We start from the raw sequence: 14638 nt of genomic DNA on the forward strand, positions 1-14638 counted from the left end.
GTCATTCCCGCGCAGGCGGGAATCTAGAAAAATTATAGTCATCCTGAATTTATTTCAGGATCTATTAATGAGATGCTGAAACAAGTTCAGCATGACAAGACTAGATTCCGCCTTCGCGGGAATATGACATATAGCACTTTTTTAGAGCCATGCAACAACGCCCTTTTTAGCTAGGAATGATATTCTGAAAAACAATTAAATTCCCCTATAGTGCTACTTTAAATTCTGCTTCGGTTTTTGCTTTAATCTCGTCGAGCGTTACTTCCGGTGCTATTGTGGTTAGTAACATTTCATCTTTATCAACATCAAAAATTCCAAGGTCGGTTATTACTCTGCTAACTACCTTGGTCCCCGTCAAGGGAAAACTGCATTCTTTTAGTAATTTAATGCCGCCGTCTCTTGCCGTATGCTCCATTATCACGACGACCCTTTTGGTATTAGCCACCAAATCCATAGCACCGCCCATGCCTTTTACCATTTTGCCGGGGATAGTCCAATTAGCGATATCGCCTTTTTGTGACACTTGCATTGCTCCCAAAATAGTTAAGTCAACGTGAGAGCCTCTAATCATGCCGAATGAAAACGCGCTATCAAAATAACTACTTTCCGGCAAAGCAGTAATAGTTTGTTTGCCGGCATTAATTAAGTCAGGATCTTCTTCACCTGCATAAGGAAACGGTCCCATACCTAGCATGCCGTTTTCGCTTTGAAATACAACATTTACCCCTTTAGGGATATAGTTGGCGACGTAGGTCGGCATACCTATTCCGAGATTAACATATAAGCCTTCTTTAAGTTCAAGTTCGGCGGTTATTTGATAAATTTGTTCTTTACTCCAAGCCATTTTTATCCCTATTTTGATCGAGTTGTTAATTGTTCTATACGCTTCTCATATTTTTCTCCTAAAACCAATCTCTGTACGAAAATATTGGGGGTATGAATATTATTGGGATCAAGTTCGCCTATTTCAACTATTTCTTCTACTTCACAAACAGTGACTTTAGCGGCTCCTGCCATTATAGGATTAAAATTTCTTGCCGTCTTATTATATATTACGTTACCGCTTTTATCGGCTTTAAAGCCTTTGATAATAGCAAGATCGGCAAAAAGCGCGGTTTCCATCAAGTATTTTTCACCGTTAAACTCACCTACTTTTTTGTTTTCTTCTACTATTGTCCCGATACCGGTTTTGGTGTAAAAAGCCGGAATACCGTTGCCGCCGGCTCTAATTCTTTCGGCTAGCGTTCCTTGCGGGTTAAGTTCAAGCTCTAATGTCTTATCTAAATATTGTTGTTCAAAAATTTTATTCTCGCCGACATACGAGGAAATCATTTTTTTTATCTGTCTAGTTTGGAGTAACAGCCCAAGACCGAAATTATCCACCCCGCAATTATTGCTAATAACGGTTAAATTCTGCACTTTGCTTTTAAGCAACGCATTTATCAAATTTTCCGGAATACCGCAAAGGCCGAAGCCTCCTGCCATAATCGTCATACCGTCGTAAAGCAAGCCTTCTAGCGCTAACTCGGAAGAGGGATAAATTTTATTCATAAATTGTAATTAATTTAAAAGTTGTTTGTGGTAGGTTTTCGTAATTTCTGATGTCATTCCGGCACGGCATTAGCTTTGTTGCATGGCTCGAATTTTCGATGTCATTCCCGCGAAAGCGGGAATCCATTCTATACGTCATCCTGAATTTATTTCAGGATATATTAAAAGAGATGCTGAAACAAGTTCAGCATGACTATTATTTTTCTAGATTCCCGCCTACGCGGGAATGACATCTTCTGATATTACTCCTTAAATTCTTACCTAACAGAATATAAACAAATTTAAAGATCGCTACCTTAGTTGTCAAGTATTTAACTAAAGCTACTGGAAATAATTTTAAAATTATCTTATATTCTTATATGATTTATAGGAAGATGTTTTAGAATTATGTTAACCAGCATAGAAAAGTTTTTATTTGCTTCAGTCGGCTCATTGCTTAACATTAATGAGGATGTAATCAAAGCTTTTAAAAGGCTCGGTATAATAACCGTGCGGGATTTATTATTTTATCGTCCGATTTCATGGCAGGTGAAAATAATCTCGCCGAATTTATACGAGGTGAAAGAAGGACAGTTAATTCAAACTAAGGTAACAATCGAAAAAATATTTTTACCGATAAAAAAACATCAGCCGTTAAAGATTACGGCAGCTAATGATACCGGTTCTTTATTAATGGTATTTTTTCATAAATTACCGCCTTTTATTTTTAATAAATTAAAAGTCGGTACTACTCACACAATTAGCGGTAAGGTACAGTTTTTTGATCATTATGTGCAAATTTCCCATCCAGAATTTATTTATAATCCTAAATTTGAAGGAGCAATAGAACCGATTTATCCCTTAACGTTCGGGATTAATAATAAACAAATTTATTCTTACATATTAAAGTTAATTGATATATTTGAAGAGAAATGCACTAAGCTAAAGCTAGGAACTAATACGGAAATAGTAGAATATATAGAATCATTATTGACGGATTTAAAAACTCTTCATGTTCAATATTCCTTTGATGCCTCATTATGTAATTCCTACGCTTCATTATGTCATTCCCGCGAAGGCGGGAATCCGGAAAACGCTTCTAGTCATCCTAAATTTACTTCAGAATCTAATGAGATGCTGAAACAAGTTCAGCATGACGGACTGGATTCCCGCCTTCGCAGGAATGACATAACGGGGCGCGGGGATGACACTGAAGTAAACGGAAATGAAAATGAAACAAATATTATAGAAAAAGCTATAAAAAGATTAGCCGCTAAAGAGCTTATCGCTAATCAAATATCTCTCTACAATATCCGTAAACAAATTCAGTTAAAGCGCGGCAATAGTTTTAGCAAAGCTGCAGTTATACAGCAATCCGTATTAGACGAATTAGGATTTGAATTAACACAGGGGCAACAAAAAGTTATAGAAGAAATAGAGCAAGATCAAAGTTCTTCATTTGAAATGATGAGACTATTACAAGGCGACGTCGGAGCGGGTAAGACCTTAGTAGCTCTGCTTACTATCGTAAATGCGGTAGGAGCAAAGTTTCAAGCAACTCTTATGGCGCCAACAGATTTGCTTGCTAATCAGCATTATGAGTTTTTTGTTAAAGCTTTAAAAAATACTGATATAAAAGTTGCTCTTTTGACCGGTAAAATATTAGGTGTTACCAGAAAAAATGTTATGTCTCAGCTTGAAAATGGTGAGATTGACATATTAATCGGTACGCATGCTTTATTTCAAGAAAAGGTAAGTTTTAAAAATCTTGGCTATATCGTTATAGACGAACAACATAAGTTCGGGGTGCAGCAGCGTTTGAATCTAATAAATAAAGGCGCAAATCCCGACGTGTTAGTTATGACGGCAACGCCGATCCCTCGAAGCCTTGCGCTGACGGTCTTTGGTGATATGGCTATCTCAAAATTGACTAGCAAGCCCAAAAATCGGCTAGCTATTACCACTAATGTTATGCCGACTAGTAGAATAGAAAATATAATAGAAGTATTAAATAAAAAACTTACCCTAGGTGAAAGAATTTACTGGATATGTCCTTTAATCGATCAAAACGATAAAGAGCTTAAAATAGAAGAAAATATTATCCCGCTTACCGATGTGATGAGTCGTTTCGCTGCGATTGATTTGGTCTATCCTAAAATAGCCGGCATTATTCACGGTAAAATGAAAAATGATCAAAAAGATGCGGTAATGAGGCAATTTAAAGAAGGGCAAATTAAATTATTAGTGGCAACTACCGTTATCGAAGTAGGGATTGACGTACCGGAAGCCACTTTAATTGTTATAGAAAATGCTGAGCAATTCGGTTTAGCCCAGCTTCATCAATTAAGAGGAAGAGTAGGGCGGGGATCAATCCTCTCTTACTGTATATTATTATATAATCCAAAAAGATTAAGTAAAGTAGCACGCGAAAGATTTGAAATAATGAAGTCAACTAACGATGGATTTTATATAGCGGAACAGGACTTAAAACTTCGTGGCGGCGGTGAAATTCTCGGCATGAAGCAAAGCGGGGAAATACAGTTTTTCTTTGCCGATTTAGCACGCGATCTAGAGTTATTAATCAAAGCGAACAAATTTGCCGCTGCAAACCCTAACGTTAATTACGATTTTGTTAATTTTCAAATTAAATTATTTGCAAGAGGAGAATTAAGTGAATTGAATTGAATATTATTTGTGCAGCATTATTGTAGGGTTCAAATTTTCGATGTCATTCCCGCGAAAGCGGGAATCTAGACTTTTTTTGTCATGCTGAACTTGTTTCAGCATCTTTTTGTAATAGATAATAGATCCTGAAATAAATTCAGGATGACTATAATTTTTCTGGATTCCCGCCTGCGCGGGAATGACATAGAACATGCTGTAACCTATCCACGCAACAATTCTATTTCTCTTATAGATTGGTTTAAACGCTTAGCATTTTTAGGGCTTGCCATTAAATAAGCAGTTTCTTCGTATGATTTAAAATCCTCTAAAGATATTATTACTGCAGGCTTTCCCTTTTGCCGAGTTATAGTTATAGGAGTATGATCGTCATTTACCTTATCTAGAATTTTTGCAAGATTACTACGAAGCTCCGAATAATTTATAATGTCCATAAACATATGTAATTAGATATATATATACTTATATAAGTACGCAAGTTATTTAAGACGTCTTGCATAACTTGCTTCTAAAGGTAATTTGTACGTCAATCCGATGCTCGGATCCTCACGTTACTTGCGTGTACGCTGTGGTTCTGCGCTTCGTGTTTCCTTCAAATTCCTCTTTATTAGCTACGTTATGCAAGAGGTCTATTTTCTCAAAAACCGGTTTTTTATTTTTAATGCCGCTAATAAGGAAGGAATAGTAATAATAGTAGTAAAAGCAAAGAAATTTTGCCAACCGAAATTTACTACTATATAGCCTGAAATAGTCGGGAAGATTGCTCTTGAGAATCCCATCATCGCAGAAAAAAATGAGTATTGAGTAGCTCTAAACTTACCGTGACAAAGAGAAGAAATAAAAGCAATATATGCCGTCATTGCCATGCCGCCCGTGATACTTTCTATTGCTATCGTAATAAATAATAAGGAAAGATTTTTGCCGTATATTTCTAATGCAATAAACAAAATATGAGCCAGCGAGTGAATAACACCGAATAGAAATATACTATCTAAGATATTCTTTTTTTGCATTATAAAACTTGCTATTAATCCCCCAATTATAGCCCCTATTACTCCTAGAAATTTGCCGGCGCTAGCTATTTCAAGGTTATTATAACCTAGGTGAATCAAGAATGGATTGATCATAACGTTAATAAAATTATCGGGTAACCTATATAAGATTAGAAAGATTATTATTAAAGTAATAAAAGAAAGTGACCCGATAGGTTTTAATATGCTCAATATAAAATTACCAACGCCAGTAGAATAATTTGTTGAAGGAATGGAAATATTATTTGCTATAACGTTAAAATATTTAGTAAAGAAAATAAGAGGAACTAAATAAATAACTATTGATACGGCAAAAATTTTATATATTTCATTGAATGTTAAATAACTAGATAAATAAATAGCTCCCGACCCTGAGAATAACATCCCGATTCGATAACCGAATATATATATTCCTGAAGCAGTTCCTTGAGCTTCTTTTATTATTATTTCCGTTCTGAATGCACTCAAAATAGTATCTTGCGCTGAACTTAAAAAAGAAATGATCAACGCTACTAAGGCAAATAATAGTAAATTTTTAGTAGGATTTAGAAAACTTAAAATAAATATAGCAAATGCTAAAAGAATCCCGATAAGATAAATCCATGATAACCGATGACCTAATATTTTATTTAATCGCCCCAGTTTTACGGTATCAAAAATCGGCGCCCATAGAAAATTAATAGAATAAGGAAGGAGTATAAAAGAAAGTATACCGATGGTTTGTAAATCGATATTTTCTTTAGCAAGCCAATAATTCAAAGTATTGCCGCTAATCATTATAGCAAAACCGCTGATAAACCCAAATAACCAGGCAAGGAATAATCGAGAATTGCTTAACATAAGTAAATTTAGATATATAAAAAAAGTCACAATATAATAATAAAGTTACCCCGGCAAGAAGATTGCTTTATTATTTATTAGTTGCTATATTTTATTTTTTATTATGAAAATATTTTGATGAGCCTAATTATAAGCCTTAAAAAAATTTTTAGTTATAAATTCCTTACTCTGCTGTTATTAGTAACGGTGTTTATTTTAATAATAATAGTAATTGGTTTCTTCGTAAGTAATATTAAAATGCATCGAGATTTTAGTCATGCACGGGATATTACTAGCTATAGCTATATGAAATTTTATAGCCTTATCCGTGAAAATCAATTAAATTTTGATTTTTCTCTTGAGCAATTAGCTAATAAAACTTTAAGTAAGCCAGAGAGAGAAAAACTAGAAAAGATATGTTTTTTTCATGTAGAAGACGGAATAGACAGGTTAGAAGTAGCCAAAGGATATGACTGTTTACTTCGTTTATATGCAAATGAAAACTCTACCTTAGTAGAGATATATAAAGCCATAAAAAACGGTAGTTACGGTTTAGATGTTATTTATACGGAAACGGGGGCAATTAATTTAGTAAAACTAATCGTTAAAGGATATGAAAAAGAAGTAAAAGAGTTATTAGGTTTAGAAAGTGATCTTGATTTTACAAAATATTATACAGGTTATGCAAAAGATGAAATTCCTTTTTTAAATAGTCTAATTTCGCTTGATATTCCGCCTCTTACGGCAAAATGTTTATATAGGCTTAGCTTAATTCATTTATTCGGTAGATCATCGTTTAATGAGGAAATTCCCGATCATAATTATATGCTTGCTACGGAAGAATTACAAAAAACTATTAAAATCACGAAAATTAAACAAGATAACGTTCTTGATATAGCATTAACTATTAATGATAAATTTGCATCTCATGCAGGTGTGGTTATTGCCTCCGCTCTACTTAATTCAGATTTAGATAGTTTTTATAGATTTCATATAGTTATGGGTCCTAACGATCAGGTTTCTACAGAATCAAAAGCAAAATTATCTGCTATGCAATACATAAAAAATTATTCAATAGATTTTATTAATTTTCCGGAAAACTTAATAAATAAAGATTGGATACAAAAGAAGATAAAATTCTCCTCTGATTGGCCGTTGCTGGTAATTTACCGTTTGTATCTTGATCAAATTTTTCCGGATTTAGATTCTATATTGTATCTTGATGCCGATATAGTAGTGTTGCATGACTTAAATTCTCTTAAAAAAATAGATATGGATAATTATATTGCTGCCGGAGCTATGGACTTAAGTTTAGCTCATTGTAAAAGTAATATTAATCTTAAATGTCATAACAATATGATTTATTCTTATAAAAATAGCGGTGTCATATTTTTAAATTTAAAAAACATGAAAAAGAAAAAAGTCGGTGTTTTTTTATCAAAAACTTTAAATGACTCAAAATGTAATTTTTCTTTTCCTGATCAAGATTTATTTAATATTGCATTTCATGGTTATATTTATCCTTTGTCGATAAGATGGAATTTTTCTACCTATTTTGATGATGTAAATCCTTATTTTTCGTATTTTATAACACATTATGCAGGTCCGAAGCCGTGGACTCCTAAAATGCAAGAATTATGGAAAACTAACCGAGATAAATTAAGTGAAAATGTAAAAAATTACTGGCAATATAGAGAAATAACCCCATGGAAAGATATTTCAGTATAACAACCTGGCTATTTTTATTGACTTTACCCATTAGGCGATTTAAAAGTTTATTCTATTTTATGCAAAGGTCTCAGTATAAATAATGTTACTGCCAAAAACCGCTTTTAATAAAATTCAAGAAATTATTTGGCCGATAGAGAAAGAAGAGCTAAAGCTTTTTTTGCCTATGGCCTTAATGATGCTTTGTATACTTTTTAATTTCGGCGCACTTCGCTCCATTAAAGATGCGCTGGTAGTTCCCGCTATGGGTGCGGAAGTTATCAGCTTCCTAAAATTATGGTTAGTTCTACCTTCATGTGTTATTTTTACTATTGCTTATGTTAAGCTTAGTAATAAGTTTAATTTCGAGTATATCTTTTATCTTATAGTTAGTTGTTTTTTATTATTTTTCTTAATATTTGCTTATATTATTTTCCCCAATCAAGATTTTTATCATCCAAATCCTGAATTAATAAATCGCTTAATTCTTTCTTACCCTAATTTTCAATGGTTTATCAAAATAGCCGGTAAGTGGAGCTATGCCGTAATGTATATTTTCTCCGAGTTATGGAGTGCGGTAGTTATTAATTTAATGTTTTGGCAATTTGCTAATCATATTTTTGATACCGGTAAAGCAAAAAGATTTTATCCGGTCCTTGGAATGGTTGGAAATATCGGTCTTATACTTGCAGGAAATGTCTTAATTGCTTTCTCGGAGATAAAAGAAGTAATAGATTTTGATCTATTACCTGATCCTTTTACTTTAGAGTACCGATCGGAAGCAATGTTAAAACCCGTCATGTCGATAATCGTCGTAGCCGGCATAACGGCAATGATATTATTTAAGGTAATTAATCGGTTTATTTTAACCGATGCTATAAGTACACTTGATTTAAAAAAAGTAACAGCTAAAACAAAAACCTCACTTTCGGTAAGAGAAAGTATAAAATTAATAATTCATTCAAAATATATCGGGCGTATAGCATTATTGATAATTTGTTACGGATTGCTCATTAACATTGTAGAGGGTCCTTGGAAAGCCAAAGTAAAGGAACTCTATCCGAATACGATAGATTACGTTCATTTTATGGGCAGATTTAATATTTGGATGGGATTATCCTGCGTTACTTTTATGGTAATCGGTAGTAATATCCTAAGACGGCTTAGCTGGCTTATCGCCGCTTTATTAACGCCGCTGATGTTATTCGTCACCGGTTTTTTATTTTTTATCTTTATAATCTTCTTAGAGGAAATAGGCTCGGTTGTAGAAAATATTAATCTTTTATATGCGGCAGTATTGGTCGGCGGAATACAAAATATATTAAGTAAATCGGCAAAATATTCGTTATTCGATTCCACAAAAGAGATGGCTTATATTCCCTTATCTTTAGAGCTTAGGACTAAAGGAAAAGCTGCCGTTGAAGTAATTGGGACTAAATTCGGTAAGTCTCTCGGGGCATTCACTCAATCCTTAATATTTATAATAATTCCAAGTGCTACTTTTGACTCAATAATATTCTATTTATTAATAGTGTTTATTGTTATAGTCGCCTTATGGGTATGGGATATAGTAAAGCTAAATCAAGAATATATGAAATTGTGTAAGTAATATTGTTACGTGGCTTGATTAAAAGCGTCAATATGTCATTCCTGTGAGGCATTGTTGCGTGGATCAAATTTTTGCAAAGCGTGCGGTGTCATGCCGTGACTTGATCACGGCATCCAGTCTTTTGATTAAGGTTTTTTCTGGATACCGTGGACAAGCCACGGTATGACACTGAATGCGTTTTTTGATCTACGCAACAATGCCTTCCCGCGAAAGCGGGGAATGACATACGGTTACTTTATCAAGCCATGCAACAACGCCTATAGTCGCTTGTAATGACGAGTATGAGCATTATATATAAAATGTTATATCAATGAAAAAAAAACTTAAGTTAGTATTAATTATAGCTGCGACGATTATATTAATATATAGCGGGATATGGTTTGCTATTCTTATTTCTTTATCAAATTCGATCAATCAACAATATTCTAACCGCTATATTGATGCAAAAATATTTAATAATAATGAGCAGTATTTTATTAAATTTTCTAAAGTTAGACCGTACGGTTTTCCTTTTAAATTTGCTATTGCTATAATTAATTTGTCGGAAGAAAGTAGTACCAGAAAAGTTGAATTTAATTCTCCTATTCATATTGGGTATGATTTACTAGCGCAGCATTTATTCCTGTCTTTTAGAGGGGAGGCAATAGGACGGCATAAACCGGTAGAAAGAGGTTTCGGCGTAAAATTTAATAATAAAGAGAGTATTTTATCGGCTAAAATTCCATTAAATTTAAAATTATTTAAAATACTTTGGCAAAAAAAAGATCTATTTGAAATTATTAATTTAATAGAAATTTTTAAATTTCGCTCTAATAAAGTAGAGATATTTGATTTAATCGATAATCAAAAGCTTTATGATGAAGATTATACGTTATTTTCTTTAGCGTTTGATAAAAGTAAATATTATTTAGATAAAGAAGATTTTTTGGAGAACCTACCGCAAAAGCTAGATATTACTTATGCAACTAAGATATCTGAAAGTAACCTTGAGAATAGAACCATACCCGCCGGATTGTTATTATATAGATTTGCCTGGCCTGAAAAATTTACTTTTGATAGTAAATTTTATATTGAGACTAAAGCAACAAATTTTAATGATTTAGCTAAAGATTTAGAAATTAAAATAGATTACGCTAAAATTGTAAGCGATAGTTACGAAGGTTCTGCAAGCTTATTATATAAGGGTAAACTGGAGGATTTAGGTAATAATAACATTGCTCTTAAAATTGATTCAAAAATTAAATTAAATCAAGGTTTTATAGAAAGATTATTAAATACTATAAAAACCTATAATAATAAGCAGGCATATTTGTTAAAGCTTGCCAAACTCGACAATACCAACGAAGAACTAGTATATATTATTAACAATAAAGATAAGTTTGATTTTACCCCTCTTGAAAATCGAGTATATACATTTACCTTAGATGTGGATTTAGTTACGGAATTAAATCGAGTAACTAGAGCACAAATAAATAATTTAAGTTTATTTTCTGGTAGTTCTGGTTTTAATTTAACTAATGAAACTACGGTAAATATACTTAAAAAATCTGCAAGTAAAGGTATAATAATATTTAATAATTACCTCAAAATAATAGATATTATAGGTCCATATTTTTACAATTTAGGAAGATTTAAGGATTTTTCTGATGAAAGCAGAGCGGTATATAAAGATGCTTTAAAAGCCTTTTTAAGAACTATCTCGGATCATCCAAATTCAAACTCAACTGATATAAGCTTTGAGTATGAATTAGATTTAGCTAATTCAAATAATTCTAAAATAGGAAAGATTGACGATATAAACAACATTATGCCGTTATATTATTTATCTTTATACAAAAGTGCGGTGGAAAAAGTTGAGCCGGGAGATAATATAAAAGAAAAAATGCAGGAGTTAATACCTGATTTTAATAAACATCAAAAGATATTAGAACAATTAATGCTGCCGGAGTTTCAAGAAATTGATAAAAATCTTTGGCAAGAAATTATAAAATAAAGCATCTTCGATGTCATTCTAGTTCAGCATTGTTGCATGGATACCCCAAACGTCATTGCGAACGACTGAAAACCTTGTTGTATGAATCGAATTTTTTGGTGTCATACCAGCGAAAGCTGGTATCTAACTTTTGTTATATTGTTAAGTAGATTCCCTCTTTCGAGGGAATGACACCGAGGATGTTTAGGGTACCCACGCAACAACGCCGGCTTGACACCGGTTTGCTTTGCAAAAATGGTCAAAAATCACTATTTTCTTGAGCCATGCAACAACGCCTGAAAACGGGAATAACATAACAAGAAATTATAAAATAAGGTTTGAAAATTGGATATTATAGAAAAAATACAGCATGATTTAAAAGATGAGATCGTTAAATTAAATAACCTTATTATTAATTGCTTAAAAAGTGATGAGGAGTTAATTGAATGCGTCGGAAAATATTTATTAGAGGCAGGAGGAAAAAGAATACGTCCGCTTCTGACTATTTTAACTAGTAAAATATTTGATTATCAAGGCGAGGATCATATAAAACTCGCCAGTGCCGTGGAGTTTATCCATACTGCGACGTTGCTACACGATGATGTAGTTGATGATAGTACTATGAGAAGATTTAAGCCTACGGCAAATGTTATTTGGGGAAGCAAAACGAGTATTTTAGTCGGTGACTTTCTTTTTAGTCAATCTTTTAAGCTAATGGTAGCTTCTGGCTCTATCCCCGCCATGGAAATTTTGGCAAAAGCTTCGGCAATTATTTCCGAAGGAGAAGTAGCGCAGCTGGTAAAACTGAATGAGCACCGAATTATTACAAAAGAAGAATATCATGAAATAGTCCGCTCAAAAACTGCAGAGTTATTCGGTGCTTCTTGTGCTGTCGGGGCTATTATTGCAGGGCAATCTGTTTCTGTCTATACCGTAATGCAAAATTTCGGTAAATTGTTAGGTAATATATTCCAAATCATCGATGATTTACTTGATTATTTAGGCAATAGTAAGCAGGTCGGGAAAAATATCGGTGATGATTTTTTAGAAGGAAAAGTTACGCTGCCGCTGATTTTTTTATATGAAAAATTAGATGAAGCGGGAAAGCTAAAACTTGAAAATATGATTAAAGCGGATAAACGCACCAATGATGAATTTAAAGAAATACAAGATTTAATAATAAAAAATAATATCAAACAGCAAATTTTAGATTATTTAAATATTTTAGAGGAAGAGGCTAATAAATTATTAACACAAATCACACAGCAAAATATTTATAAAGATTACCTTTCTTCACTTATTAAATTTATTTCAAGTAGATCGTATTAGATTTTGTGAAGGAAATTAAACACCTAGGGTTAAAAAGAAATTAGATTAAAGAAATATTTAACCTCATTCCTAACGCTATAGCAGCACGATCAAGGGTATCAAGAGTAACATTTGGGTTATTAGGATTTAAAAGCCTATCTATAGCTGTTCTGCTGGTTTCCATTTTTTTAGCCATTTCCAGTTTTGTTATATGCTTTTGCTCCATCACTTGCTTTATTTGATTAGCAAGAATACGTTTATGAGCTATTGCTGTAACTTCTTCTAATATTCCAATTTCGTTGAGAAAATCATCAAAATTAGAACCAATACCGTTCTGATTAAGTGTATTCATAATTCTATCTCTTTTTTTCTTTTATATGCTAAATCTAGTTCTTTATCAGGTATTTTTTGAGTTTTTTTGATAAATCCATGTAAAAGGATCATCTTATTACTTACTATACAAAAAATTACTCTTCCTATCTTGCCATCCGTTAAATTTGATCTTACTTCGTACATTCCTTTGCCTAGAGGTTTACATATAGGCATTCCAATTGGCCAAGAATACTCGATAGTTTTGATGTCTGTACCGATAGTTTTACAATCATTAGGTTCTAGTTCAAGTAACCAATCACGCACCGGTTCTTTTTTAGTTATAGATTGATAAAATTTTACAACAAGAGTTTTTGGTATATTAAGCATTATAACAGTGTACCATATGTGGTACTATTTGACAACTGATATAATAAAAAAATTTAATAAGGAATGTTCCCAGAAGCTAGAATTAAAAAATGTCACCTTTCCATAATCTCTTTAAAAATTCTTTGATAGGTAATATATTAATTTCCTGAGTTTCTAAATATATTTTTCTTGGCGTTTCTTCTAAGCAGATAATATAACCTTTATCAAGCTTGTGTTCTTCCATAAAAGCTTTCATTCCTCGAAGTTCGCTTTTATGTAAATTTGAAGATATTTTTACTTCAATCGGTAGCGGTTTGCCTTTTATAGTGCTAATTATAAAATCAACTTCTAAACCTGTTTTAGTACGCCAGTAATTTATACGATGATCTAGATCATTTAAATTTATATACGCTTTTAATTCCGTAAACACATAATGTTCGAGTGCTTTACCTGCTGCTGCACCTTTTAGATCATCAAAATTATTTTCCGTGATATTACTTGCTATTCCTACATCAAAAAAATAAAATTTAGGCGTTGACGATATAATTTCTCGATTAACTTTTTTTGTGTATGGGTAAATCAAATATCCAACCAACGTATCAATAAGTATTTGATAATATTCTTTAACCGTTTTGGCATCAATATAGCAATCACGAGCAATATTAGAATAATTCAATAACTCTCCGTGAGAAAAGGCCGTGCTATCCATAAATCTACTAAATGCGGTAATATTGCGTACTAATCCTTCAGCACGTATTTCATTAGTTAGATAGTCTTCTACATATGCTTTAAGTAATTTACGTGGGTTATTATTGATAAAATGTAATGGGATTAAACCATGATTAAATATCCTTAAAAGATTAAATTCTTCTTTTATTTCCGGATATACTAACGGATAAAAATTATATTTTATAGCTCTACCGCCAAGTAAATTTGTCCCGTATGATCGTAATTTTCTACTACTTGAACCGCACAAAATGAAATAGCTATCCGTATTTTCTATAAGCCAATGAATTTCATCAAGTAGGGCTGGTACTTTTTGTACTTCATCAACTATTATAGGAAAAGTAAGTTTTTGTGTATCTAATGCTAAGATTTCTTCCCGAAACATGGATGGTTGTTTTAGATATTTGAATTGCAAATCAGTTTTTAATAAATCATAATATACTGATTCAGGATATAGATTTTTTAAATAAGTTGATTTTCCTACTTTCCTTGCTCCCCACAGAAAAGCTGTTTGTTTCTTTTCTAAATGTAATTTTAAATATCTATTATACATATTATGCTCACTAATCAGGAGTT

The 14638-nt window shown here is 32.5% G+C and carries 15 protein-coding genes and 1 pseudogene; 6 read left to right on the forward strand and 10 right to left on the reverse strand.

Annotated features, from left to right (window positions below):
• Nucleotides 1-205 precede the first annotated feature (205 nt).
• Together AAGD64_RS04170 and AAGD64_RS04175 are read right to left on the reverse strand one after the other, a co-directional pair.
• The gene (locus tag AAGD64_RS04170; RefSeq protein WP_341793975.1) at nt 206-844 is read right to left on the reverse strand and encodes a 3-oxoacid CoA-transferase subunit B; all 639 of its coding nucleotides are present in this window, start codon (nt 842-844) and stop codon (nt 206-208) included.
• Nucleotides 845-852: 8 nt separating this feature from the next.
• Nucleotides 853-1551 (reverse strand): CoA transferase subunit A, encoded by a 699-nt coding sequence (locus AAGD64_RS04175; protein WP_253307794.1) that lies wholly within the window; start codon nt 1549-1551, stop codon nt 853-855.
• A 387-nt stretch (nt 1552-1938) separates the two neighbouring features.
• Between AAGD64_RS04175 and AAGD64_RS04180 the strand changes: the two genes are divergently transcribed.
• Entirely contained in the window at nt 1939-4215 is a 2277-nt protein-coding gene (locus tag AAGD64_RS04180; protein WP_341793976.1) for an ATP-dependent DNA helicase RecG, read from the forward strand.
• 3 nt (nt 4216-4218) lie between these two features.
• Here the strand turns inward: AAGD64_RS04180 and AAGD64_RS04185 are convergent, their stop codons facing one another.
• The 4 genes and pseudogenes from AAGD64_RS04185 to AAGD64_RS04200 all read right to left on the reverse strand — a co-directional run bounded on the left by AAGD64_RS04185 (nt 4219) and on the right by AAGD64_RS04200 (nt 6083).
• The gene (locus tag AAGD64_RS04185) at nt 4219-4407 is read right to left on the reverse strand and encodes a hypothetical protein (protein ID WP_341793977.1); all 189 of its coding nucleotides are present in this window, start codon (nt 4405-4407) and stop codon (nt 4219-4221) included.
• 8 nt (nt 4408-4415) lie between these two features.
• Nucleotides 4416-4652 (reverse strand): type II toxin-antitoxin system prevent-host-death family antitoxin, encoded by a 237-nt coding sequence (locus AAGD64_RS04190; RefSeq protein ID WP_341793978.1) that lies wholly within the window; start codon nt 4650-4652, stop codon nt 4416-4418.
• Nucleotides 4653-4697: 45 nt separating this feature from the next.
• Nucleotides 4698-4884, reverse strand: a pseudogene (locus tag AAGD64_RS04195) (palindromic element RPE1 domain-containing protein); the annotation flags it as partial.
• On the reverse strand, nt 4842-6083 hold the full coding sequence (locus AAGD64_RS04200; RefSeq protein ID WP_341793979.1) for an AmpG family muropeptide MFS transporter: 1242 nt from the start codon (nt 6081-6083) through the stop codon (nt 4842-4844). The gene AAGD64_RS04200 and the pseudogene AAGD64_RS04195, both read right to left, overlap by 43 nt.
• Before the next feature lie 237 nt (nt 6084-6320).
• Between AAGD64_RS04200 and AAGD64_RS04205 the strand changes: the two genes are divergently transcribed.
• Nucleotides 6321-7790: a glycosyltransferase family 8 protein gene (locus AAGD64_RS04205; RefSeq protein WP_341793980.1), complete on the forward strand. Its 1470-nt coding sequence runs from the start codon at nt 6321-6323 to the stop codon at nt 7788-7790.
• Nucleotides 7791-7872: 82 nt separating this feature from the next.
• Entirely contained in the window at nt 7873-9378 is a 1506-nt protein-coding gene (locus tag AAGD64_RS04210; RefSeq protein ID WP_341793981.1) for an Npt1/Npt2 family nucleotide transporter, read from the forward strand.
• 88 nt (nt 9379-9466) lie between these two features.
• On the opposite strand, the gene AAGD64_RS04215 is transcribed toward AAGD64_RS04210, so the two are convergent.
• Entirely contained in the window at nt 9467-9604 is a 138-nt protein-coding gene (locus tag AAGD64_RS04215) for a hypothetical protein (protein ID WP_341793982.1), read from the reverse strand.
• Between the two features lie 84 nt (nt 9605-9688).
• Between AAGD64_RS04215 and AAGD64_RS04220 the strand changes: the two genes are divergently transcribed.
• From AAGD64_RS04220 to AAGD64_RS04230, 3 genes are all read left to right on the forward strand, one after another.
• Complete coding sequence (locus AAGD64_RS04220; protein WP_341793983.1) at nt 9689-11371, forward strand: hypothetical protein; 1683 nt, start codon at nt 9689-9691, stop codon at nt 11369-11371.
• Nucleotides 11350-11520, forward strand: a complete 171-nt coding sequence (locus tag AAGD64_RS04225) for a hypothetical protein (RefSeq protein ID WP_341793984.1) — start codon at nt 11350-11352, stop codon at nt 11518-11520. Before AAGD64_RS04220 ends, AAGD64_RS04225 begins: the two co-directional genes overlap by 22 nt.
• A gap of 175 nt (nt 11521-11695) precedes the next feature.
• The gene (locus tag AAGD64_RS04230) at nt 11696-12679 is read left to right on the forward strand and encodes a polyprenyl synthetase family protein (protein WP_341793985.1); all 984 of its coding nucleotides are present in this window, start codon (nt 11696-11698) and stop codon (nt 12677-12679) included.
• A 40-nt stretch (nt 12680-12719) separates the two neighbouring features.
• Here AAGD64_RS04230 and AAGD64_RS04235 read toward each other — a convergent pair whose 3' ends face one another.
• The 3 genes from AAGD64_RS04235 to AAGD64_RS04245 all read right to left on the reverse strand — a co-directional run bounded on the left by AAGD64_RS04235 (nt 12720) and on the right by AAGD64_RS04245 (nt 14615).
• Nucleotides 12720-13010 carry a helix-turn-helix transcriptional regulator gene (locus tag AAGD64_RS04235; protein WP_341793986.1) on the reverse strand — a complete coding sequence of 97 codons (291 nt, stop codon included), beginning with the start codon at nt 13008-13010 and terminating at the stop codon, nt 12720-12722.
• Nucleotides 13007-13357, reverse strand: a complete 351-nt coding sequence (locus tag AAGD64_RS04240; RefSeq protein WP_341793987.1) for a type II toxin-antitoxin system RelE/ParE family toxin — start codon at nt 13355-13357, stop codon at nt 13007-13009. Before AAGD64_RS04240 ends, AAGD64_RS04235 begins: the two co-directional genes overlap by 4 nt.
• Before the next feature lie 82 nt (nt 13358-13439).
• Nucleotides 13440-14615, reverse strand: a complete 1176-nt coding sequence (locus AAGD64_RS04245; protein ID WP_341793988.1) for an ATP-binding protein — start codon at nt 14613-14615, stop codon at nt 13440-13442.
• Nucleotides 14616-14638 lie beyond the last annotated feature (23 nt).

Origin of the sequence: Rickettsia endosymbiont of Ceutorhynchus obstrictus (genome assembly GCF_964026565.1) — a bacterium.
Classification (GTDB): Bacteria; Pseudomonadota; Alphaproteobacteria; order Rickettsiales; family Rickettsiaceae; genus Rickettsia.